This window comes from Geomesophilobacter sediminis, from assembly GCF_016458275.1.
Classification (GTDB): domain Bacteria; phylum Desulfobacterota; class Desulfuromonadia; order Geobacterales; family Geobacteraceae; genus Geomesophilobacter; species Geomesophilobacter sediminis.
On the sequence record NZ_JAEMHM010000006.1, the window covers coordinates 121,443 to 145,591 of the forward strand.

13 protein-coding genes are annotated in these 24,149 nt (G+C 60.5%); 12 read left to right on the plus strand and 1 reads right to left on the minus strand.

What is annotated here, in order from left to right; all coding sequences use genetic code 11:
* Window positions 1-72: 72 nt before the first annotated feature.
* The 11 genes from JFN93_RS08560 to flhB all read left to right on the plus strand — a co-directional run bounded on the left by JFN93_RS08560 (window position 73) and on the right by flhB (window position 14,313).
* The gene (locus tag JFN93_RS08560) at window positions 73-6,435 is read left to right on the plus strand and encodes a chitobiase/beta-hexosaminidase C-terminal domain-containing protein (protein WP_199383642.1); all 6,363 of its coding nucleotides are present in this window, start codon (window positions 73-75) and stop codon (window positions 6,433-6,435) included.
* Window positions 6,436-6,489: 54 nt separating this feature from the next.
* Window positions 6,490-7,959, plus strand: a complete 1,470-nt coding sequence (locus JFN93_RS08565; RefSeq protein WP_199383643.1) for an Lcl domain-containing protein — start codon at window positions 6,490-6,492, stop codon at window positions 7,957-7,959.
* An 8-nt stretch (window positions 7,960-7,967) separates the two neighbouring features.
* Window positions 7,968-8,543: a hypothetical protein gene (locus JFN93_RS08570; RefSeq protein ID WP_199383644.1), complete on the plus strand. Its 576-nt coding sequence runs from the start codon at window positions 7,968-7,970 to the stop codon at window positions 8,541-8,543.
* Window positions 8,544-8,882: 339 nt separating this feature from the next.
* Entirely contained in the window at window positions 8,883-9,416 is a 534-nt protein-coding gene (locus JFN93_RS08575; protein ID WP_199383645.1) for a flagellar basal body-associated FliL family protein, read from the plus strand.
* Between the two features lie 15 nt (window positions 9,417-9,431).
* Window positions 9,432-10,403: a flagellar motor switch protein FliM gene (fliM, locus tag JFN93_RS08580; RefSeq protein ID WP_199383646.1), complete on the plus strand. Its 972-nt coding sequence runs from the start codon at window positions 9,432-9,434 to the stop codon at window positions 10,401-10,403.
* 41 nt (window positions 10,404-10,444) lie between these two features.
* A complete protein-coding gene (fliN, locus tag JFN93_RS08585; RefSeq protein ID WP_236021599.1) occupies window positions 10,445-10,705 on the plus strand; it encodes a flagellar motor switch protein FliN in 261 nt (86 codons plus the stop codon).
* Window positions 10,702-11,145: a flagellar biosynthetic protein FliO gene (gene fliO, locus JFN93_RS08590; protein ID WP_199383647.1), complete on the plus strand. Its 444-nt coding sequence runs from the start codon at window positions 10,702-10,704 to the stop codon at window positions 11,143-11,145. The genes fliN and fliO overlap by 4 nt, the downstream gene beginning before the upstream one ends.
* Window positions 11,142-11,897, plus strand: a complete 756-nt coding sequence (fliP, locus tag JFN93_RS08595) for a flagellar type III secretion system pore protein FliP (protein ID WP_199383648.1) — start codon at window positions 11,142-11,144, stop codon at window positions 11,895-11,897. Before fliO ends, fliP begins: the two co-directional genes overlap by 4 nt.
* Window positions 11,898-12,173: 276 nt before the next feature.
* A complete protein-coding gene (gene fliQ / locus JFN93_RS08600) occupies window positions 12,174-12,443 on the plus strand; it encodes a flagellar biosynthesis protein FliQ (protein ID WP_199383649.1) in 270 nt (89 codons plus the stop codon).
* 3 nt (window positions 12,444-12,446) lie between these two features.
* Window positions 12,447-13,241, plus strand: coding sequence for a flagellar biosynthetic protein FliR (gene fliR, locus JFN93_RS08605; RefSeq protein WP_199383650.1), 795 nt, complete (start codon window positions 12,447-12,449; stop codon window positions 13,239-13,241).
* 7 nt (window positions 13,242-13,248) lie between these two features.
* Complete coding sequence (gene flhB, locus JFN93_RS08610) at window positions 13,249-14,313, plus strand: flagellar biosynthesis protein FlhB (RefSeq protein WP_199383651.1); 1,065 nt, start codon at window positions 13,249-13,251, stop codon at window positions 14,311-14,313.
* Between the two features lie 1,296 nt (window positions 14,314-15,609).
* Here flhB and JFN93_RS08615 read toward each other — a convergent pair.
* Window positions 15,610-15,975, minus strand: coding sequence for a hypothetical protein (locus tag JFN93_RS08615; protein WP_199383652.1), 366 nt, complete (start codon window positions 15,973-15,975; stop codon window positions 15,610-15,612).
* 644 nt (window positions 15,976-16,619) lie between these two features.
* Between JFN93_RS08615 and JFN93_RS08620 the strand changes: the two genes are divergently transcribed.
* Window positions 16,620-24,137 (plus strand): putative Ig domain-containing protein, encoded by a 7,518-nt coding sequence (locus JFN93_RS08620; protein ID WP_199383653.1) that lies wholly within the window; start codon window positions 16,620-16,622, stop codon window positions 24,135-24,137.
* The last annotated feature ends 12 nt before the right edge of the window (window positions 24,138-24,149 follow it).

Consider the following 24,149-nt stretch of genomic DNA (forward strand, 5'->3'; position numbering starts at 1 on the left):
CCACAAACGCGCCCGCCGACAGGCACCGCACTCAAGGTGCATCCTGCGTCCAGAGGTTGAACGGAGATGAGTATGAGGGGAGTCCTTCGAAAATGCCTGGGAATGCGGACGGTCCTTTTCTGCATTGCCCTTCTGGTTACGTGCATCGTGTCGGCGCAAGCGGCCACCGTTCACGACCCCTTGGCGCAGTGGATCTGGAAAAATCCGCTCCCCCAGGGGAACTCGCTGAACTCGGTCGCCTACGGCGTCAACCAGTTCGTGGCGGTCGGCGCCACCGGCACCATCGTCACTTCCTCGGACGGGAGCACCTGGCTCACCCACAAGCCGACCGGGAACACCAACGACCTCTCCGCGGTGATCTACGGGAAGAAGCTCTTCGTGGCGGTCGGCGCGTCGGGTACCATCCTCACCTCGCCGGACGGGATCATCTGGACCGACGTTTCCGCCAAGATCACCTGGAAGACGACCGCCCGTCCCGACCTGACCTCCGTCGCCTTCGGTAACAACACCTTCTACGCGGTCGGGGAAGCGGGAACCATCCTCTCCTCCGCCGACGGCGCCACCTGGAAAGAGGTCACCGACACCACGGTCACCTCCCAGAACCTGAGCGGCGTCGTCTACAGCAACTACACTTTCGTCGCGGTGGGGGCCAACGGGACCATCGTCACCCTGTTGAACAACGGGTCGTGGCAGGTGGTCGCCTCCGGGACTACCAACGCATTGAACGGCATCGTCAGCAACCGCAGCGTCTTCGTCGCCGTCGGCGTCGCCGGCACGGCCCTCGTCTCCCAGGACGGGGTAACGTGGACCAAGGCGAACACCGGAACCACCGCCACCCTCTCCGCCGTCGGCTTCGGCTCGACGAGCTTCGTCGCGGTAGGTCTCACCGGCGTGACCCTCACCTCCACCGATGGGATGAACTGGATCCCGGGGGTCTCCGGCACCGCCCAGAACCTTACCGGGGTCGCCTTCGGCAACAGCACCTTCGTCGTGGTCGGCGCGGACGGGGTCATCATGACCGCGACCAACCCGACGCAGGCCTGGACCCAGATCATCACGGCACCGACGCCGGCGCTGAAAGGACTCGCCTTCGGGAACAGCGCCATGGTCGGGGTCGGCTCCGCCGGACAAATCATCTTTTCCGGCGACCTCGGGACCACCTGGACCACCAAGGTCTCCAGCACCGCGGTGGACCTCAACGCCATCGCCTACGGCAACGGCACCTTCGTCGTGGCCGGCGACAGCGGCACCGTGCTTTACTCCTTCGACGGCGCCAACTGGTTCACCCGCACCGCAGGGACCGCCAACCTCAACGGCGTGGTCTTCGACAGCAGGGGCTCCGGCCAGTTCGTCGTGGTAGGCGATGCCGGCGCCGTCTTCACCTCCACCGACGGGATCAACTGGAACCCGGTCACCCCGCCGACCGCCAAGAACCTCACCTCGATAACCCTCGGGGTCAACCTCCTGGTTGCCGTCGGGCAGGGGGGAACCGCACTGTCCTCCGTCGACGGGGTCACCTGGACCGCCAAGGCCGCCGGGAGCAAGGATCTGAACAGCGTCACCGTCGCGTATGCGCCGAGCGGCACCCCGACCTACGTGGCGGTGGGCGCCGCCGGAAGCATCTACTCCTCGGCCGACGGGGCGAAGTGGACCGCGGGCAAGGTCCCGACCACCGACAAGAACACCACCTTCTACGCGGTCAACTGCGACTTCGACTCCACCTACTCCACCTACGTTGCGGTCGGCTCGGGCGGCGTGATCGTCAGCTCCTCGGATGGGGTCACCTGGACCGATCGGACCCACCTGACCTCCAACGACCTGACCGGCGTCGCCTACATCAACAAGTCCTACTGGATCGTCAGCCGCAACGGGATCATCCTCAACTCGAGCCGGCTGGACAACTACATCGTGGTCACCGCGGTTCGGAAGGACACCGGCGCCTCGGTCTCCACCGAGCCGGTCGATTTCTCCTACGTCGACCTCGGGAAGAGCTCGTTTTCGTACCAGATCACGGTCACCAACACCGGCCAGACCTCGAATCTCGTCGTCAGCAACATCAGCGCCCTGGACAGCCTGGCGGCCCCGAGCACCGAGTTCGTGCTCTCCAACTCGTCCTGCGGCACCATTCCGACCGGCGGGGTGCCGGCTCCGCTCACCATCCGCCCGGGCGGCTTCTGCACCTTCGACGTGACCTTCCTGCCGGTCGCGCCGGCCGGCGCGAAGAGCGCCGTGCTGCACATCGACTCCAACGACTCGGCGACCCCAAACCTGACCCGGCAGATGATCGGTACCGGCGGCCTTTACGTACTGGCCCAGCCGGGGGCGAACGGCACGATCAACTTGGTGAACGGCGGCGGTTCCAATCCGGTGGTCGCGCCGCTATTGGTAAATGTCGGTGACACTCCGGCCTTCTCAATGGTCCCCGCGGGCGGCTACTACGTCCAGGAGGTGATCGTGGACGGGGTCTCCCTCGGTGCGCTCCCCAGCTACACCTTCGCGCCGATCTCGGCGACCGGGATCCCGCACCTGATCGAGGCTTCCTTCAGCAACGCGCCGCACATCATCACCCCGAGCGTCACCGTCGGTGGTACCGTCGATCCGCCGGCAGCGGTCCAGGTTGCCGACAAGGGGACCCAGTCGTTCGCGATCCGTCCCAACATCGGTTACCACCTCGACACGCTCCAGATCGACGGAAAGACGGTCCCCTCGACCATGCTGTACACCTTCCCGACGGTCACTTCGAACCACACCCTGGACGCCTCCTTCGCCATCGACACCTTCACCCTGACCACGGCGGTGGAGACCAACGGGGTCGCCGACACCACCGGGACCGGGGGGACCATCACCGCCGGTGCGGCCACCACCGGGATCTGCGTTTTCCCCTCCGGGAGTTCGGGGACCTGCCAGTACGGGAGCTCCTTCACCTACAGCATCACCAACAAGCCCGGGTACATCCTGAGGAACGTCTTCGTCGACGGCGCCTCGGTCGGGGCCAAGACCAGCTGGACCTTCACCGGGATCGCAGGCAACCACAGCATCAAGGCGGTGTTCACCAATCAGCGCCATGTGACCATCACCTTCGGCGGCGCCAACCCGCCCAACGGGACCATCTCCCCCGCTCCGGATCCGCTCACCGGCATGGTGGCGACGACTACCGGCAAGGACGTGACCTTCAAGATCACCCCGAGCGTCGGCTACCTGGTCCAGGACGTGAAACTGGATAGCGCCTCCCAGGGGGCGGTCACCAGCATCACCATCGCCAACGTGCAGGCCGACCACACCCTCGACGTCACCTTCACGCCGATCCAGTACGCGATCAACGTATCCGCCGACTCCAACGGGACCATCCAGGACGACCTCGGCAACACCATCTCCGCCCAGACCATGGTCCCCTACGGCAACACCAAGGTTTTCAACATCGTGCCGAGCGGCAACTACGAGGTGGCCGACGTCAAGGTGGACGGGACTTCGGTGGGGGCCGTCAAGCAGTACATATTCACCAACGTTGTTCAGGGACACACCATCGAGGCCCTTTTCCGCGGCAAGCCGTACACCGTCGACCTCTCGGTCGCCTTCACCAGCACCCCGGTGGCGCCGGCGATAGCGAAAATCGGCTCCCTGGAGTTCGAACTCGCCCTTCCCCCTGGCGGGGGGCTCCCCGGCGACCCGAATACCGCCCAGGCCCTTTTGGGCAAGATCGATCCCGCCGCCTTCGTGGCTCTCAACGCCGCCAAAGGAACCACCTTTACCGGAAGCCAGCTCCCGGCGTCGGCGACCCCGGCGATCGCGGTGGGAGCGGTGCGGATCGTCATGGCCAACGGGACCGGCTTCACCCCGGACCCGATCACCGCGCAATTCCTGAAGATCGCCTTCACCGATTCGCTCGTTCCGGTCTTCGGCGGCGCTCCGCTCACCCTGCTCAAGGCGACCGATACCGGCGGCAACGACATCAAGGCCAACCTGAGCGTCACGGTGGGGAGCCCGACCGCCGTCCCGGCGACCATCGCCACGCCGGGGGCGGGACTCTACACCGCGGCCCAGACGGTGGCGCTCACCTCGGTCCCGAGCGGCGCGATCATCCACTACAGTACCAACGGCACCGACCCGGCGATTTCCGACATCTCCACCATCTACAAGTCGGACAACTCCGCGCCGATCCAGATCAAGACCAACACCACGCTCAAGTACTACTCCGTCGACGCCAACGGCAACAAGGAGCCGACCCGCACCGCCGTGTACCTGATCGACAGCAGTGCGCCGACGGCAACCCTGGCCGGGGTGCCGCCGGCACTGACCAACTCCACCGCCGCGACGTTGAACGTCGTCGGCAAGGATGTCGTTGCCTACAAGTACCTTCTGGACAGCGGCTCCTACCCGGATGCCGAGACCGCGGTCGGCACCCCGATCGTCCTCACCAATCTCCCCAGCGGCTCCCACACGCTGCAGGTCATCGGCAGGGACACCGCGGGCAACTGGCAAAAGACCGCCACCAAGGCGACCTGGACCGTGGACACCACGCTCCCGGCAACCACCTTTGCGCCGCCGGCCGGGCTGTACCACGCCCCGATCTCCATGACCCTGACCAACAAGAAGTCCGGGGTCAACATCTACTACACCCTGGACGGCTCCGTCCCGACCGACGCGGCGCTCCTCTACACCGCGCCGATCCCGATCGCGCAGGGGACGACGGTCCGCTTCTTCGCCAAGGATTCGGCGGGGAACGTGGAGCCGCCGACCACGGTCCGCTACGACCTCTTGGGGATCTTCGTCTATCCGCCGCTCACCCCGACCGACGGGACCATCCCGGCGAACCTTTCCCCGACCATCACCGGGACGGTCCTCCCCGCCAACGCCACGGTCAACATCTCGGTGAAGCGCGGTGTTTCCACCAACCTGGGCAACTGGACCCCGGCGCCGCCGGCCTCCTACACCTTCGCCGCGCAGGGCGGCCCCTACAACCTCCACGGTTGGGTCCGCGACCGGGAAGGGAACGTCTCGTCCCAAAGCGTGGCGGTTAATGTCCAAAGCGACGTGAATCCTCCCAGCGTCGACACCTTCAACGTCCCGGACCCGTATGCCGCCCTGACGGTGCCGATCACGAGCTTTACCGCCTCGGATGCGGGCGGGGTGACCGGGTACCTGGTTACCGAGAGCCCGGGAACGCCGAGTGCGTATCTTTCGAGCTGGAGCGCGACCGCGCCCACCAGTTACACCTTCGCCACGGCTGGGCCGAAGACGCTGTACGCCTGGGCCAAGGATGCGACCGGCAACGTTTCGGCGGCGGGGCCTTTTGCCAATGTCACCGTCAGCGCCGACACCACGCCGCCGGTGGTTACCGCCTTCACCCTGGCGGCGCCCAACCCGTACCCCTCCTGGACGGTACCGATCACCGCGTTCACCGCGACCGACCTGAACGGCAGCGGCGTTGCCGCCTACCTGGTGACCGAAACCGCCACCCCGCCTGCGGTCGGGGATGCGCGCTGGACCAGCACGGCCTGGACCAGCTACACCTTCAGCTCCGACGGTGCCAAGAACCTTTACGCCTGGGCCAAGGACCGCGAGGGTAACATCTCGGCCGCCATAGCGCCGGTGGCGGTGACCGTGGCCGCCGACGTGACTGCGCCGGCGATCGCTCCGGGTGCCTTTACGGCGCCGGCTTCCTATTCGGCGCTGACCGTGCCGATCACCCTGGCGGCGACCGATGCCGGCGGGGTTACCGGTTACCTTTTGACCGAAAACTCGATCCAGCCGCTGATCAACGACCCGCGTTGGACCTTCCCTGCGCCGACCAGCTACACCTTCAGCTCGGGCGGAGTAGGCAAGCATCTCTACGCCTGGGCCAAGGACGCGAGCGGCAACGTTTCTGCCGCCGTTTCCATGGTGACCGACCTCACCATCGACGTAAGCTCGGACACCACGGCGCCGGTTATCACCGGGTTCACCGTCGCTGGGCCCGATCCGTATCCCTCCCTCACCGTGCCGGTCACCAGCCTGACCACCGACGGCGACCCGGGAGGCAGCGGCGTCACCGGGTACATGGTTACCGAGTCGGGTGATACCCCGGCCGCGGCGATCGTGAACGGCAACGACTGGAGCTACAACTTCGCCAAGGGGAGCCAGCTCGCCCAGGGGCTCAACACCATCACCGCCACCGTGGTTTCCGGCGGCAACAGCTTCTCCCAGACCGTCTACATCCGGGTGGGCGGTGCCACCTGTGTGGTTCCCGACGGCGACATCGACCGCGACGGCCAGATCACCATGGCCGATGTCGACCTGGCGATGCGTATCGCCACCGGTCTTATCCCGGCTTCACCGGCCGCCATCTCTTGCGGCGATGTCTATCCCTCCCCGGCGCTCCACGACGGCGCCATCGACGTCCGGGACGCGCTGTTCATCCTGCAGAAAGTCATGGGGATGAATCCCTACCTTCCCTAGCGGTTCGGGAAGGCAACCCAGCGCCGGGTTTGCCGGCGCACGAGGTTTTGCACCATGAAGAAACACCTTCGGAGCCGCCGTCCAGGTCCCCTCGGGGTCCTGGCGGCGCTTCCCCTCATACTGAATACCTGCTTAGGCAGTGCATTCGCAGCTGTCCCGGCACCTCCTTTTGAGACCGGCCAGCAAACCTGCTACGACACCTCCGGAAACCTGCTCTCCTCCTGCGTCGGGAGCGGGCAGGACGGCGAAGCCCTGGCTGGGACCGCCTGGCCTCTCCCTCGCTTTCAAAACAACAACGACGGCACCATCACCGACCTTTTGACCGGGCTGCAGTGGACGCAAGACGGCAACGCTCCGGGGCCGGTGGCGTGCCGGCCGAGCGGCTACCAGATGAACTGGCAGGCCTCGCTCAACTACGTGAAGTGCCTGAATACCAACAGCTTCCTGGGAAGGTCCGACTGGCGTCTGCCCAACGTGAAAGAACTCCGCTCCCTGTTCAACGCCAGCGGTGACGTCACCAACCAGGCGACCTGGCTGATCAACAACAACTTCGCCAACGTGCAGGCAGGCTACTACAAGACCTCTACCGCCGGAGTTGACAACAATGCCACTACACCTTGGGTGGTGAACATGCTGGATGGCAGCGTCTTGACCTACAGTCTTGACGCTGCCAGTTCCGTGTGGCCGGTGCGGACCGATGCATCGGTGGGGGGAGACCTGCTGCCCGCGACCGGTCAGACCCTGTGCTACAACTTCTCCAACGGAGTGACCAGCGCGGCTAGCTGCCCGAATTCCGGACAGGATGGCGAGAAAAAAGCGGGGATCGCCTGGCCCAGCCCCCGGTTCACCGTGCCGACCGGCGCTACCGGCACCGTCGTCGACAACCTGACCGGGCTGCAGTGGGTACGGGACGGCGTGACCGCGCCGCTTGCAACCTGCCAACGCGGCATCGATGGTTCGATGACCTGGCAGGTCGGGATCGACTTCGTGACCTGCCTGAACAGCAAGAACTACCAGGGGCACAATGACTGGCGGATGCCGAACGTCAACGAGCTCCTGACACTTTCCAACAACTCGCAGGTCGACCCGTACACCTGGCTGACCACCCTGACCCAGGGGAACTTCACCCTGGCAGCCGGGACCTCCCCGTACTGGTCCTCGACGACCCGCATCTTTACCGACAACTCTCAGGCATGGACCGTCCTTTTGAAGCAGTTCGGCTCGACCGCCTTCGGGTCCAAACTGACCAACACGAACTACGTCCTTCCGGTCCGCACCGCGCAGACCGGCAGCACCACGACCTACAAACCCGGTGACGTCAACCAGGACGGCTCCGTCGACATCGCCGACGCGCTGCTGATTTACAAGTACCTCCTGGGACAGCAAACCCTGACCGACGCGCAGAAGGCGCTCGCCGACGTGGCCCCGCTCGACAGCACGTACAAGCCGGCCGGAGACAGCGTGATCGATTACACCGACGTGATGACCATCCTGCGCAAATGCGTCGGCGTTTTGAGCTGGTGAGGAACGATATGAAAAAAAGCTTTTTCGGGTGGGTCGTGATGCTGTTCGCCCTGCTGGCCTTGGCCGGCTGCGGCGGCGGATCGAACTCGCTGTCCAACAATCAGAACAGTGGCGGCAACGGGGGCAATGGCGGTAACGGTGGGAACGGCGGCAGCGGGGGAACCGGCACGTCGGTGACCCTGAAGATCTCCTCGACCGGGACCACCCAGCCGATGTCCGGGATCATCGTGAACCTGACCCTGCCGGCCGGGGTGACGGTATCTACCAACACCGACGGGACCGTGAAAAGCGGCGTGATCACCCCGTCGGGGGTGAATACCACCAGCAACGCTACCGTCTACACCCAGATGACCAACTACAACAGCACGACCCGGACCCTCCAGTTTTTCGTGGTAAGTTCGCTGACCAATACCACCACCGGTAACCCTTCCGGTTTCAGTGCCGGCGAGTTCGTCAGCGTGGTCTGCCAGTATTCCGGCAGCACCGCTCCGGTCGCCACCGATTTCAGCGCCACCTTTACCGCGCTCGATGTTTTCAGTAACCCCATTACCGGAGTCACGCCGATCTTCCAGATCGGGACCTGATCTGGGGCGAGTCAGGATACCGACAGCGGGATACCCTGCGCTGCTGCCGGTAGCATAGGCAATAGTCCGCGCGGCATGTCAAGCTTTTGACGTGCCGCGTTTCGTTTTGGGCCGCGCAGAGCGAAGATCCGTCGCTGTGGTGGCCCCGGCAGAAAAAAAAGACCGCCGATCTGCAGGCAAACGGCCGGTATCATAGGTGATTGCTCTTGTGGATTGCGGGGTTCGGTGCGGGCTGGCGCCACTGACCCGTTTTTCCCGGTCCCGTACTGTTCTTTCTGGCATTTACGTTGCAGAAGTAGTATGTTCATACGAATCCAGTCGGCAAAAGGAGATTTGTACATGGCCGAACAGGCAAAAGAAGAGGCTCCCGCCAAGAACAACAAGAAGCTCTTCATCATCATCGGCGCCGCGCTCGCGGTGGTCGCCGTAGCCGGCATCGCCGCCATGCTCCTCATGGGCGGCGACAAATCGAAGAAAGCGGCAGGCGGCCATGGCGAAGAAGCCAAGGTCGAGAAGAAGGCCGAAGGTGGCGAAGGCGGCAAGGAGGGTGGCAAAGAGGGTGGCAAACCGGCCAGCTCGGTCTACGCCCTGGAGCCTTTCATCGTCAATATCTACGACGGGCAGGAGATCCGCTACCTGAAGCTCAAGGTGGAATTCGAGCAGGCGGACCCCGCAGTCAAAGCGGAACTCGACGCGAAGGTCGCCCCGCTGCGCGATGCGATCCTGGTTCTTCTCACCACCAAGACCATGCAGGAAATCTCGGATCTGCAGGGCAAGAACCAGCTGCGCGATCAGATCCTTTCCGCAGTCAACAAGATCATTCCCCCGGGCCGGGTGCTCAAGGTCTACTTCACGGATTTCGTCGTCCAGTAGGAGTAGGGGCTTTCCATGGAGAAATTCCTTACTAAGGAAGAAATCGACGCGCTCGTTGCGGCGGTCTTCGACGGGACCATTGTCCCCGAGAAGGAGCTCCAGCGTTCGGCGGAGCAGTTCGACCTCCTGGACATGGAGGCGCACCGCGTCGTCCCGAACCTGGACATCGTCTACGACAGCTTCATCCGGTACAACCGGGTGACCATGTCCAACCGGCTCGGGCGCATGGTGGAGATCAAGAAGGAGGAGGCGCGTCCCTACGCGTTCGGGGATTTCCTCGATACCCTCCCGTCCCCGATCTGCCTCGCCATCTACAAGATGGACCCCCTGAAGGGGGCGGCCCTGATCACCCTGGACAGCAACCTGGTCTTCACCATCGTCGATTCCATCCTCGGCGGCAGCGGCGGCTCCGGCTCCGCAGTGGGGGGAAACCGGCTCTTCACCTCGATCGAGCTCAGGCTGACCGAGAAGATCGTCCGGGACGCACTGGCCGACCTGGAAAGGGCTTGGGCGCCGTTGAGCCCGATCGTAACGAGCCTGCTCCGGATGGAGGTCAACCCGCGCCTGGTCAACATCGTTCCGCCGGAGTACCAGGTCCTCTCGATGTCGCTTCGGATCCAGATCGAAGAGACGGTCGGCAACATGTCCATCGCGATCCCGCTGATGACCATCGAGCCGATCCGCGACAAGCTCAAGCGCGGCATCCAGTCGGACATGATGGTCGTCGACCCGCTCTGGTCCTACCGCCTTTCCGAGGAACTCATCCAGGCTCCGCTGGAAATCGCGGTGGAGATGGGGAGCGCGACCATATCGATGGCGGAGCTCCTGAACCTTGCTTCCGGAGATACCATCATGCTAGAATCCTACGGGAAAAATGAATTAGCCGTCAAAGTCGGGGGGGTCACCAAGCTGATGGGGGTCGCCGGGGTCAGCGGCGGTAACAAGGCAGTCCAAATCAGCCGCGTGCTGGGTGGGGGTGGCGATTGAAAGAGATGGTTCTTGAGGATTTCAAAGATGATGCTCCCCAGATGAAGAATCTGGATTTCATCATGGATATTCCGCTGCAGCTGACCGTCGAGCTGGGGCGGACCAAGCTCCTGGTGAAAGACGTCCTTCAGCTGAACCAGGGGTCCGTCGTGGAGCTTACCAAGCTCGCCGGGGAGCCTTTGGACGTATTCGTGAACTCCAAGCTGGTGGCGCGCGGCGAGGCGGTCGTGGTGAACGAGAAATTCGGCATCCGTCTGCTCGACATCGTGAGCCCCAACGAACGGGTTGACAAGGTGTTATGAGAAAAACCCTTCTTGCCGGCGTCCTTTGCGGTCTCCCGGCAACCGCCCGCGCGGCGGGCAACGCCGGTCCCGACGTCGGGGCGAGCGTAGTGCAGGTCTTCGGTTCGCTCGTCCTGGTAGTCGGGATCATCCTCGTCCTCTACTACCTGGCGCAGCGTTACCTGAAGCTCCCCCAGAGCGGGAGCTCCCGTTACATCCGGGTGGTGGAAACCCGCTACCTGGCTCCCAAGAAATCCCTGGTGCTCGTTGAAGTTGGGGGAGAATACCTGCTTTTGAGCAATTCCGGCGAGGGGGTGAACCTGATCGCCAAGGTAGACATGCTGGAGGAGATCGAGGTCGTCGAGGAGCCGCCGCAGATCGCGGTGCAGCTCTCGCAGCGGCTCAAGTCGCTGGCCGGGGCCCGGCGCCGGTTCCTCCGCAGAAATTCCGGTGGTATATGACTAAATCCCTTAAGATGCTCGCCCCGGCGTTGCTGCTCCTCCTGGTCTTCGGAGCGGTCGCCCACGCCGAGCCCCTTGCCTTGCCCACGGTCAGCGTCGGCGTCGGCAAGGTCTCCAAGCCCGCCGACGTCACGGTAATCCTCCAGATCTTCTTCATGATGACGGTCCTGTCACTGGCTCCCAGCCTGCTGATGATGACCACATCCTTCACCCGCATCGTCGTCGTCCTCTCCTTCTTGCGCAGCGCCATCGGGACCCAGCAGGCCCCGTCGAACCAGATCGTGATCGGGCTCTCCCTGTTCCTGACCTTTTTCATCATGGCGCCGACCTGGCAGCAGATCAACACCCAGGCCCTGCAGCCGTACAAGGCGCAGACCATCAGCCAGGAAGAGGCGGTCAAGCGGGGGATGGCGCCGTTACGCAAGTTCATGCTCGCCCAGGTGCGCGAGAAGGACCTGGCGCTTTTCCTCTCCCTATCCAAGCTCCCCCGGCCGCGCAACGCCGACGACATCCCGACCATGACCCTGATTCCGGCCTACGTGGTGAGCGAGCTGAAGACCGCCTTCCAGATCGGCTTCCTCATCTACATACCGTTTCTGGTTCTCGACATGGTGGTGGCATCGGTCCTGATGTCGATGGGTATGATGATGCTCCCGCCGGTCATGATCTCGCTGCCGTTCAAGATCCTGCTGTTCGTCCTGGTCGACGGCTGGGGCCTGGTGATCGGCTCCCTGGTCAAAAGCTTCGGATAAAAGCTGGAAGCACACCGCAGAGGACGCAGAGGGGCGCAGAGGAAAACCTCCTCTCTTCCGGGTCATGTCCGACAAGTCCCCCTTTGAAAAAGGGGGATTAGGGGGATTTGCCTCTAAGGTTCCCTTCCCCCCCCTCGGTCAAAGGGGGGATCAAGGTTGACAGCGTCGGCATCTTCGCGGTGGTGCTCCAGGGGATGATTCCCCCAGATAAACAGGTTTTTCCTCGGCGCCCCTCAGCGTCCTCTGCGGTGCGCTTTTAAGTAAGGAGTTAAATTTATGACCCCCGAACTGGTCGTTCAGCTTGGCAGAAGGAGTTTCGAGGCGGTGCTCATGCTCTCGGCACCGCTGCTCATCTGCGCCCTCATCGTCGGTTTGTTGATCAGTATTTTCCAGGCGGTAACCTCCATCAACGAGGCGACCTTAGCCTTCGCACCGAAGATCGCCGCGGTCATGATCGCGATGGTCGTCTTCTTCCCCTGGATGATGAGCTACATGAGCGACTTCACCCGGGAAATCTACGGGATGATCGCCAACATGAGGCACTAGCCGGTGCAGCTTTTCGATTCCTTCCCGATCGGTGCGCTGGACCAGGTGGTACCTTTCCTCCTGGTGCTCACCCGGGTCGCCGGGCTTTTCTCCGCGATCCCGATGTTCGGAGGGCGCATCGTCCCCAACCGGGTCAAGACCCCGCTTTTCCTCACCCTGGCGATCCTCATCTACCCCATCGTCAAGCCGCTGGTCCACGTTCCGCCCGCCAACGACGTCATCTCGCTCGGGCTTTTGGTCATCAGCGAGATGCTCATCGGGATCACCTTGGGCTTTCTCGCCCAGATCATCTTCGCCGCCGTCGAGTTCTGCGGCAACCAGGTCGGCATGCAGATCGGCCTCTCCATGGCATCGCTCTTCGATCCCAACACCCAGGCTTCCGTTCCCACCATGGCCGTATTTCAGGGCGCCCTGGCGACCTTGGTCTTCCTGGCGCTCGACGTGCACCACGTCTTCATCCGCGGCATCGTGGAGAGCTACCGCCTGGTTCCGATCGGCAGCTGGCATACCAGCCCCAACCTCTACAAGATGATCGTCGAGGCGAGTTCGGGCGTGCTGGTCATCGCGGTCAAACTCGCGGCGCCGGTCGCGGTGGCGCTTTTGGCGACCAGCGTGGTGCTGGGGATCGTGGCGCGCGCCTTCCCGCAGATGAACGTCTTCATGGTCAGCATGCCGCTCAACATCGGGGTCGGCTTGCTGATTCTCGGGCTGTCCCTCCCGGTCTTCTTCCGCGTCTTGCAGGGCGCCTTCGGCACCCTTTCCCAGCAGATGATCGCGCTCTTCCGCCTGCTCGCCTGAGGTCTTCATGTCCGACGAAGATAAACATTCCAAGACAGAGAAACCTACAAGCAAGAAGATCGAGGATGCCAAGAAAGAGGGGAAGATTCCGCGCAGCCGGGAGATGACCTCGGCACTGACCCTGATCGCCGGCATGATCGCCCTGTACGCCTCCTCCACGGTCATGCTTTCCACCCTCAAGCATAACGCCCGCGACATCCTCTCCTCTCTTGCCATGCACGACCTGACTGCCGCCGACGTGCAGACCCTTTTCGTTAAAGAGGTCGGCTACCTGGGCGTGATGCTCCTTCCGTTCGTCGTGGCGGTTGCCGTGGTGGGGGTCGGGGTGGAGGTCGCCCAGGGGGGAATCCGTTTCACCACCGAAAAGCTCGGCTTCGACCTGGGCAAGCTGAACCCGATCCAGGGGATGGGCCGGCTCTTCAACAAGGATTCCATCTTTGAGGTGGCGAAGTCCTTCGTGAAGATGGGGATCGTAGGGTACATGGCGTACCGGATCCTCTCCGAGGAGATGGATTCCCTCATTTATCTCGTGGACCAGGACCTCCCCGGGATCATGGCGTTTATCGGCCATCTATCGTTCAAGATCGTGCTTCATACCTGCGGGGTGCTCATCATCCTGGCGACCATCGACCTGGCCTTCGTCAAGTGGCGCTTCCTGGACAGTTTGAAGATGACCAAGCAAGAGGTGCGCGACGAGCACAAGGACCAGGAAGGGGACCCGGCGATCAAGGGGAAGATCCGCCAGAAGCAGTTCCAGATGGCCCGGCGCCGGATGCGCCAGATCGTACCCACCGCCGACGTCGTGGTCACCAACCCGACCCACTATGCCGTGGCTCTGAAATACGACCGGTTCAAGATGGGGGCCCCGCTGGTCATCTTCAAGGCCGTGGACCAGATGGCGCAGCAGATGAAGATCATCGCCCGCGAGAACAACGTGACCCTGGTGGAGAACCGTTTCCTTGCCCGCGAACTCTACAACCAGGTCGAGGAAGGCCACGAGATCCCGGAAACTTTGTACGCCGCCGTCGCCGAGATCTTAGCCTACGTCTACGGCCTCAAGGGGAAGACCTGAGCCTGGTAATGAAATAACGAAACCAAAAGCGGCCCCGGAGCATTGTTCCGGGGCCGCTTTTGTATGATTCTTCCGGGAATACCGGGGTGCTAGGGCGGTCTCCCCGCAAAAGAGTAGGTGATACGATTACGATCCCCTCTTTGTGAAGGGCCAGGGGAATGTGCTTTTGCGTGGAAATTTATCGTTTAAGGGAACAGACATCTCATTCCCTAGCTCCCGCTTGGGAACGTCCGTGGTTCGGGAAGCTCCAGCTTCGCAAAAAGCGTACAAAGCGGGAGCTTTGAAGATAATTTGCGTTCCCAAGGTGGACCTTGGGAACGAGGTAATCAGATACCCCCTGTAGGAGCGACATTCTTGTCGCGATCACGTCCGTTCCAATAAAAAGAGCGCACCTAACTCCGGAGTACCTCTCCAGGGGCGATCATACGTACCATTGAGATGCGTGTTGAGTCTCGACATGGGTATGGTTGGTCCTAAGCTTCCCATGGTTAGTATTGTGATGGCCGTATCAGAACCAAGACGTCCCTTACTCCATACGCCGGTAACGTCATTTCTCAGCGTGCGGTTCCCAGGCAAACTCTTTTGATGCCGACCGTTGATGCCGCTGGCCCGCATCATCGGCAGAAAATACCGACGTATTTTGTCTCGAGACAAAACTATTTAGTCGCAGGCATGTGCATGGGGGGGCGAAAGATGCCCTGCCGGTGAAACAGTGCAATTCGTCTCCGGTCGCGTAATCCGCGTCTTTGGTCTCAACGGGTCGATTGATCCGTCTGAAACCAAGCATCACGAGACTGGGCATAGGCATCTCAAGACTGACCACGGCCATCCGTAGACTGACCATGGGCATCGCAGGACTGACCATGGACATCCCGAGAGTGAGGACGGGCAGCACCAGACCAAAGGACGCGCATCACAAGACAGGATGTCCCCTTGGTCGGACTGGTGATGCCGACCTGCGCCTTCAAGTACCGGTGTCGCAAGACCCCGCTCACGTTATGCATCGGCTGCGGATGAGCGTCTCAGCTCCAACCGGGCGCACCGAAGAAGTGAAGATGTCGATATTTTCGCCAGGCATCGCCACCGCAAGTTCAAACAAAACCATCCCAGCCAAAAGCAGTCGTTGGGTTCGGAATAGACAGACGGAAGGGAAGACCTGAAGGAGTTTTGCTGCGGAGAAAAACACCCTGAGCGGGTGGCCCATAGAGGGACCCCGCTCAAGGGAAAGAAGTGATGAGGAAACATTTTAGGCCGGTAAAGGTTGGGAGGAGTTCTGGCAACTGTCTGGAAGGCTCGTCACGCTGGCGCTGGAACCACTTTTTTCCGGTGACCGAACTGTCGCACGCCGAACCCCGCCTGAATGAGGGCCGGGATATCATCCTCCGTTGCCACACACTGAAGGTAGTGGAGGATTTTCTTGAACATCTCCGTGACCTGTTTGCGGAGCGTCTTGCGCAGACGTATCTGCGCGTGGTTACCGGTCTTACCCCCTTCGAATGCCAACTGCAGCCCGTCAATCGCCACCTTCAACGGGCCCGTTCCCAGCTCCGCCGGAGCATCGTGGTAGATGGCCAGGGTGGACAACCCGCTGTGGTAGCGGTAGGAATTGCTGATGAAGACGGCATCTTTTCCCGTGAGATCAAGCGTTAAGTATACAGGCATCGATACCTCCTTTCCGGGCGTTCCCGGTTCTTAATCCCTTTGCCGGCTCAGAATTGGGAAATTCTAATCGTTATTTGTACCAAGTCAACAATGGTCACCACTCCTCTCCGACCTCGTCCGGCAACACAGGGACGAGAAAGGCCACTGCAAGCGGTGTCAATTTAAGATGAACTCGATAGTTAATCAAACTCGGGAAATAATCTAATAAGCTTAAAATAATCTGGCAAAAATGTGCAAATATGGCTTTGATATTACAAGAACGTAAGACTCCTCCGTTGGTGTCAGTCATTGTTGCTACCGCTGCTGTAAAAAAATGGACATGTCCATTTTTTTACACTTTTGACTCCAACTGATTGAAGTGTAAACGAATGCTATTCAGTCAAGAGAGGTGCTGTAACAAAATGGACACCCCCTTTAACCTTATTATGTCACACCTCTTTCAGTGATATGGCTAAGTTATGAGTCCCCGTAGTAGGGCACGAATATTGATAGCCTGACGCGAAGCATTTATAGCACGAATATTCTTTTTAATGAGCTTGCAGGGCTTGATGAGAAGTATTTGTTCTTCAGAAAAACTATCTGGAATGACTAAGTCAATCAGCCAGACACAATGTTATTTTTTATGACAATAGGGGTGGGGAAGAATGGTTGTAAACAGAGTTCTGAGCTGTCGGGTCTTCTGTGTCACCGTGATGTTCTTGTTGACGTTGGTGTCCTCGGTAAGCGCTGCTGTTGGTGAGTGGAGCAGTAACGGTCCTTACGGGGGAGGGATCAGAGGTATCGCTATTGACGCGGCGACGCCCTCGACGGTTTATGCCGTGGGGGGGGCAGGAGTCTACAAGTCGACAGATGCTGGGGCAAGTTGGACCGGAATAAATACCGGTCTCACTGGTCACAACATCAATGTCGTGGTGATAGATCCAACCACTCCGTCTACTCTCTATGCTGGTTCTGGTGTAGGGGACGGGACGGTCTTCAAAAGCACCAACGGAGGGGCGAGCTGGGCTCCGGCCGGAACAACTCTTCATTATTCAAGTATCCACTCGATTTCAGTCAATCCGACGGATTCCAACTCGGTATACGCCGGCACCGACGAAGGCGTCTTTAAAAGTGAAGATGCCGGACAGCACTGGACTCACCTGACACTACAATTTTCAGTTTCATCAGTGGCAATAGATCCTGCGACACCGACCACCCTTTATGCCGGGTCCATGGGGCAAGGGATCTATAAAAGTCTTGACGGAGGCACGAGTTGGACTCTTACCGATTTCCCGGTTCTCTGGGTAAACCGGGTTGTCCTGGATCGTAGCACTCCGTCTACTCTCTACGTCGGCACGAGTGGATACGGGATTTATAAAAGCGCCGACGGCGGCGCCAGTTGGACCAAATTGTTCGACGATGGTGGCATCAATCTATCGGTAACCGACATCGCCGTCGACCCTGTTTCTCCTGCAATGTTGTATATCTCCACCCTGGCAGGACCATATCGCAGTGCAAACGGAGGTCAGACTTGGACGCACCTCAGCGCAGGAGCGACCTTTCCCTCTGCCGTGGCGACCGACGGCACCGGATCCGGCACCGTCTATTTGGGCGATTCTTACGAGGGGATGCGTAAAACGGTAAATGGCGGGGATAGCTGGGTTCCGATCAACACCGGCCTCAACAGCACCAACATTCATGTCATTGCCCTCGACCCAGCCTCTAACGGCACCGTCTATGCGGGGGGCGAAAACGGTGCTGCGTATCAAGGGAGCGTCGTGAATGGATGGAGTCGGATTGACATCGGGTCCGGGGGGGCATTTTCGGGGAACGTCACTTCAATGGTTGCCGCACCGACCACCCCGACGTCCCTTTATGCCGGGACTGCTGGGGGCGGACTTTACAAGAGGACCACGGATGGCAGCGCCTGGAGTTACGTCAGCAGTGGTTTCGCCGATCAGCATGTCTACGGGCTCGCGCTTGACCCAACCGATCCTACCAAGATATACGCCGGTTCACTTGCGGGAGTTTACAAAAGCACCAACGCAGGAGCAGGATGGACCCAGAAAACTAACGGCCTGACTAATACCTTGGTTTACTCCTTGGCCGTTAATCCGAGTAATCCGGCGGACCTGTATGCCGGAACTGGTGACGGGGTCTTCCGAAGTAGTGATGGCGGCGAAAATTGGAACCAGCTTCCCTTTCCTTCCAACGTAACTGTCCTGGCCCTTGCGCTCGACCCGGCCAATTCGACCATTTATGCAGGCACCACTGGGCTTTATAAAAGCACCGATAGCGGCGGCACGTGGACTCTGCTTCAGAGCGGCACCAGGTTCAACGCGATTTTGATAGACCCGCGCAACCGTTCGTTTCTGTACGCTGGGACTGACACGGGTGTGTTGGTCAGTACCGACGCCGGAGCCACCTGGAGTCCTTTGGGAACGGCCCTGACTGGCGTGTGGGTAAACGCACTAGCTCAGGATCCCTCTTCGCCGAATACCATTTATGCCGGAACCACGGCCGGAGTGCAGAGCATCACCCTGGTAGCCCCGACCACCACTGCGAGTCTGGTCGGCGGTACCTATGCGGCCGCTCAGAATATCACCCTTGCCGCCAGCGCACCGGCGACCATCTACTACACTACCGACGGCACCGATCCGACCACCAGCCTGACCAAACAAACCTACACGGGGCCGATCGCGATCTCGGCTTCAACTGCACTCAAATTCTATGCCTTTGATGGCCTGCGCAGCGAGGCGGTAAAAACGGTGATTTACACCATCGACATGGTGCCGCCGTCCCTTACGGCATCTCCGGCACCCGGTGCGTACTCCTCGGCACAACAGGTCATTCTTTCCTCCAACGAACCCGCAACCATCTACTACACCCTCGATGGCACTGACCCGACCACCAGTGCTACCAAGACCACCTTCGCCTCCGCCATCTCCCTCACCCGAAATAGTACCCTCAGATACTATGGCATCGACACGGTCGGGAATGCATCTGCGGTACAGTCGGCAACCTACCTGATCGATGCTTCGCTTCCTTCCGCGCTCTGGCACCCGACACAGGGGCCCGAAGGGGGCGACGTCAGCGCCATCGCCATAGATCCGCAGCATAGCCAGAACGTTTATGCCGCCACAGGTAACGGGGGACTCTTTAAATCCACCGATGGCGGCGCCACGTGGAACGTAGCGAAGAGCGGGCTTTCCGGAGCGAATATCGATTCCATCGCCATTGATCCGGCCGATAGCCAGACCATCTACCTGGGATCATGGGCTGGGGTGTTCAAGTCCACCAACGGCGGCGCCACCTGGAACTTGGTGAACCGAGGGACTCCCACGTCGACCATAATCTATACCGTTGCCATTGATCCGCAAAATAATCATACGATCTACGCCGGGACCGGTAATGGCGTGTTGAAGTCGATCGACGGAGGTGACAACTGGACCCTTGCTAACACAGGATTGACCCGACCGGTCAATGCCCTGGCTTTCGGTCCGACCAACAGTCAGACCATTTTTGCCGGGAGCTCGGGCGGTGGGGTATTCCAGTCAGTGGATGGCGGAGCCAGTTGGAACGCGGTGAAAAGCGGCCTGACCGAAAATCAGGTCAAGTCGATTGCCGTGGACCCGGTGGACGGTCAGACCATTTTTGTCGCAACCTCGGATGGTGGGGTGTTCAAATCGGTAAACGGTGGAGGGACCTGGACAGCGGCTAACAGCGGCCTCGCCGGGTCGGCGAATGCGGTGGTGATCGATCCGACGAGCCGCCAGACCGTATATGTCGGCAATCTACATGGAGCGTACAAGTCTACCAATGGTGGGGGGACTTGGAGTCGGTCCAGCACCGGATTGCCGAGCATGGCGGTCAGCTGCCTGGCCATTGATCCGCTCAACAGCCAGACTTTTTATGCGGGAATTTCGCGTGGCAGAGGCGTTTATAAATCCAGCAATGGTGCTAACACCTGGAGCCCTGCCCAGAGCGGGCTGGTTAGTTCGATCATCTACTCCGTTGCCATCGATTCCACAAACCCTTCGACCGTCTATACGGGAACCAGCAACGGCGTCTTGTTCAAGTCGACTAACAAAGGCGGATCCTGGCAGGCGATTTCTTCTATACCTACCACCACTGCCATAACCGCCGTCCTATTTGATGCACGTAACAGCCAAATTATCTACGCAGCGACAGAGAACGAAGGGGTATTGAAGTCGACTAACGGCGGCGGTTCCTGGACTCGGTTGATCAATGGGTTGACCGCTTCTAACCTCATTTCCCTTGCGTTGGACCCAAATAACAGCCAAGTCTTGTACGCTGGGACCAATGATGGAGTCTTCAAATCCAGCGACGGCGGAGGAAGTTGGGCACAGGTCGGGTTGGCCGGCTTGTTCCTCTACTCCATCGTCGTCGATCCGAACAACAGTCAGACCGTCTACTCTGTCGAACCCGGGACTGGCGTATTCAGATCGACCGACGGAGGAGGTAGTTGGAGTTTAGTGAACAATGGCTTGACCACGGTCTATGTTCAGGATTTGGCCATCGATCCGAACAGTCAGAGCCTCTACGTCGGATCGACGGTAGCGGGGGTATTCAAGTCCACCGATGGCGGTGACTCGTGGACTCAAGTCAACAGCGGGATAACGAGCCCGAAAGTCTGCTCCCTGGCAGTCGCGCCGAGCAGCAGTCAGACCATCTTCGCCGGTACTCAGGACGGTATGCTGTTCCGTTCCACCAATGGCGGAAGCACTTGGAGCAGAATGGACACAGGCGCAAACAGTGCAGCGTTGACGCTCGCCATCGACCCGACCAACAGCGACACGATCTATGCAGGGACCTATAATGGCGTCCAGAAAGGGTTATATCCCGGCATAAATGGCACGCCTGCTACCAATGTCACTACCGGCCTTCCCTACAGTTTCACCCCGACGACAGCGACTACCGCCAGCTTCAGTATCAGCAACAAACCATCCTGGGCGAGCTTCGACACCAACACTGGTGCGCTTACCGGCACTCCTATGGATGCCCAGGCCGGTGTTTACAGCAACATCGTTATCAGCGCAACCAACGGAACCGGTACCGTTTCTCTTCCAGCTTTTTCCATCACGGCCGTGCTTCCCATGCCGACCATCGGCGGCACACCGGCGACCAGCGTTAGCACCGGAAACCTCTATAGCTTCACTCCGACGGCCACCACCGCCACCAGTTTCGGCATCAGCAACAAACCGTCCTGGGCAAACTTCGACACCAGTACCGGCGCACTCACCGGCACGCCGAACAATGCCCAGGTCGGTGTCTACAGCAACATCGTCATCAGCGTAACCAACAGCACCGGCACCGTTTCGCTGCCGGCTTTCTCCATCACGGCCGCTTTGCCGATGCCGACCATCGGCGGCGCACCGGCCACCAGCATAACCACGGGAACCTCGTACAGCTTCACCCCGACGGCCACCACCGCCACCAGTTTTTCCGTCAGCAACAAACCGTCTTGGGCGAGCTTCGACACGGCTACCGGCGCACTCACCGGCACGCCGACCAATGCCCAGGTCGGTGTCTACAGCAACATCGTCATCAGCGTGACCAACAGCACCGGCACCGTTTCCCTGCCGGCATTCTCCATCACCGCCGCACTGCCGATGCCGACCATCGGCGGCACACCGGCGACCAGCGTTACCACGGGAAACCTCTATAGCTTCACCCCGACGGCCACCACCGCCACCAGTTTTTCCGTCAGCAACAAACCGTCCTGGGCGAGCTTCGACACCGCTACCGGCGCGCTCACCGGCACGCCGACCAATACCCAGGTCGGTGTCTACAGCAACATCGTCATCAGCGTGACCAACAGCACCGGTACCGTTTCGCTGCCGGCGTTCTCCATCGCGGCCGCTTTGCCGATGCCGACCATCGGCGGCGCACCGGCCACCACGGTCACCACCGGAACTCTCTACAGCTTCACCCCGACGTCAACTACCGCCACCAGTTTCGGCATCAGCAACAAACCGTCCTGGGCGAGCTTCGACACCGCTACCGGCGCGCTCGCCGGCACGCCGACCAATACCCAGGTCGGTGTCTACAGCAACATCGTCATCAGCGTGACCAACAGCACCGGCACCGTTTCCCTGCCGGCATTCTCCATCTCCGCCGCACTGCCGATGCCGACCATCGGCGGCGTACCGGCCACCAGCATAACCACGGGGAACCCGTACAGCTTCTCCCCGACGGCCACCACCGCCACCAGTTTTTCCGTCAGCAACAAACCGTCCTGGGCGAGCTTCGACACGGCTACCGGCGCACTCACCGGCACGCCGAACAATGCCCAGGTCGGTGTCTACAGCAACATCGTCATCAGCGTGACCAACAGCACCGGAACCGTTTCTCTTCCGGCATTTTCCATTACCGCCGCGTTGCCCATGCCGACCATCGGCGGCGTACCGGCCACCAGCATAACCACGGGAACCCCATACAGCTTCACCCCGACGGCCACCACCGCAACCAGTTTTTCCGTCAGCAACAAACCGTCCTGGGCGAGCTTCGATACGGCTACCGGCGCACTCACCGGCACGCCGACGAATGCCCAGGTCGGTGTCTACAGCAACATCGTCATCAGCGTAACCAACAGCACCGGCACCGTTTCTCTTCCGGCATTTTCCATTACCGCCGCGTTGCCCATGCCGACCATCGGCGGCACACCGGCGACAAGCGTTACCACCGGAACCCCGTACAGCTTCACCCCGACGGCCACCACCGCCACCAGTTTTTCCATCAGCAACAAACCTTCCTGGGCAAGCTTCGACGCCACTACCGGCGCGCTTACCGGCACGCCGAATGCCGCCAACATCGGAACCTATAGCAACATCGTCATCACCGTCTCGAACAGTACCGGCAGCCTTTTCCTGCCAGCGTTCTCAATCACGGTCCTCCCGCCGCTGCCGACGATTGTCGGAACTCCGGCAACGACTGTATTAATGGGCTCGATCTACACGTTCACTCCAACTGCCACCGATGCCATCGGTTTTACCATCAGCAACAGACCCACTTGGGCCAGTTTCAACCCCACCACGGGAGCCCTTACCGGAACTCCGGCCGCCAGCGATGCCGGCACAACGAGCAATATCGTCATCAGCGCCACCAACGCCAGCGGGTCTGCTTCTTTGGCGCCATTCTCAATTGCCGTAACTTTTCCCGCACCGTCGCTGACCGTTTCAACCCTGTCGGACAACTCGGTAACGAAAAACGCCACCCTAAATATCAGTGGCGTCGTTACCAGCGCTAACGTCATAAAAGGGCTCACGATCAATGGCTCGAACGTACCGATTGGAAGCGATGGCAGCTTTAACTATGCCCTCATCCTGGCAGAGGGGGCAAACACGGTACGTATCATCGCGACTGACGCGGACAATTCCACCACCGACAGCAGAACCATCATCCTGGATAGCTCCGCGCCTGCAATAAGCCTGGCTGCGCCGCCGGATCACGTTGTGGTGGGAATGGATTCGATTTCGATAAGCGGATCGCTGAGCGAGACAGGTACGGTCCAGGTAGTGGTGGGCGATAGTTCAGCCCAATTTGCTGCCATGGACGGCAACCAATTCAGCTTCGTCGCAAACCTCAAGCCCGGAAGCAATACCATCGTCATTTCAGCCAGCGATCTGGCCGGCAATATCAGCACCGTCAAGCGCACCGTCGTTTACGACAGGTCCAAACCGAACCTTGCCATCACCGACCCTGCCCAGGACCTCGTCGTCACCCAAGGCCAGTACCTGATCAAGGGGAGTGCCGGCGATGCCGACTCTCCGATATCGGTGAGCATCGCCGTAGATGGCCAGACTCTCACTCCCACCGTGAAGGATGGAACATTTGAACAGCAGATCGCGTTGCCGACCGAAAAACAATACGCCGTGGTGGTCACTGCGACCGATCAGGCAGGTAACAGCACCACCACTCAGCGCAATATCATCTTCTCACGGGCTCTGACCGGCGACATAAATGGCGACAGCACCGTGGATATTTCCGATGCCTTGCTCGCCATGCAGATAGCGGTGGGTGCCAAAATCCCGACCGCCGACGAGTTGGCACGTGGAGATGTCGGACCTCTTGTCAACGGTAAACCGGTGGCAGACGGCAACATAGACATATCCGACGTCGTCCTGATTCTGGAAAAATCGGTTGGCTTGCTGAACTGGTAAAAAAGACAGGTA

Coding starts and splice junctions, on each gene's coding strand:
- fliP (WP_199383648.1), top strand. CDS start 11,142: ATGACTAAATCCCTTAAGATGCTCGCCCCGGCGTTGCTGCTCCTCCTG.
- JFN93_RS08615 (WP_199383652.1), bottom strand. CDS start 15,975: ATGCCTGTATACTTAACGCTTGATCTCACGGGAAAAGATGCCGTCTTC.
- JFN93_RS08565 (WP_199383643.1), top strand. CDS start 6,490: ATGAAGAAACACCTTCGGAGCCGCCGTCCAGGTCCCCTCGGGGTCCTG.
- fliN (WP_236021599.1), top strand. CDS start 10,445: ATGAAGAATCTGGATTTCATCATGGATATTCCGCTGCAGCTGACCGTC.
- JFN93_RS08575 (WP_199383645.1), top strand. CDS start 8,883: ATGGCCGAACAGGCAAAAGAAGAGGCTCCCGCCAAGAACAACAAGAAG.
- fliM (WP_199383646.1), top strand. CDS start 9,432: ATGGAGAAATTCCTTACTAAGGAAGAAATCGACGCGCTCGTTGCGGCG.
- JFN93_RS08560 (WP_199383642.1), top strand. CDS start 73: ATGAGGGGAGTCCTTCGAAAATGCCTGGGAATGCGGACGGTCCTTTTC.
- fliQ (WP_199383649.1), top strand. CDS start 12,174: ATGACCCCCGAACTGGTCGTTCAGCTTGGCAGAAGGAGTTTCGAGGCG.
- JFN93_RS08570 (WP_199383644.1), top strand. CDS start 7,968: ATGAAAAAAAGCTTTTTCGGGTGGGTCGTGATGCTGTTCGCCCTGCTG.
- fliO (WP_199383647.1), top strand. CDS start 10,702: ATGAGAAAAACCCTTCTTGCCGGCGTCCTTTGCGGTCTCCCGGCAACC.
- flhB (WP_199383651.1), top strand. CDS start 13,249: ATGTCCGACGAAGATAAACATTCCAAGACAGAGAAACCTACAAGCAAG.
- JFN93_RS08620 (WP_199383653.1), top strand. CDS start 16,620: ATGGTTGTAAACAGAGTTCTGAGCTGTCGGGTCTTCTGTGTCACCGTG.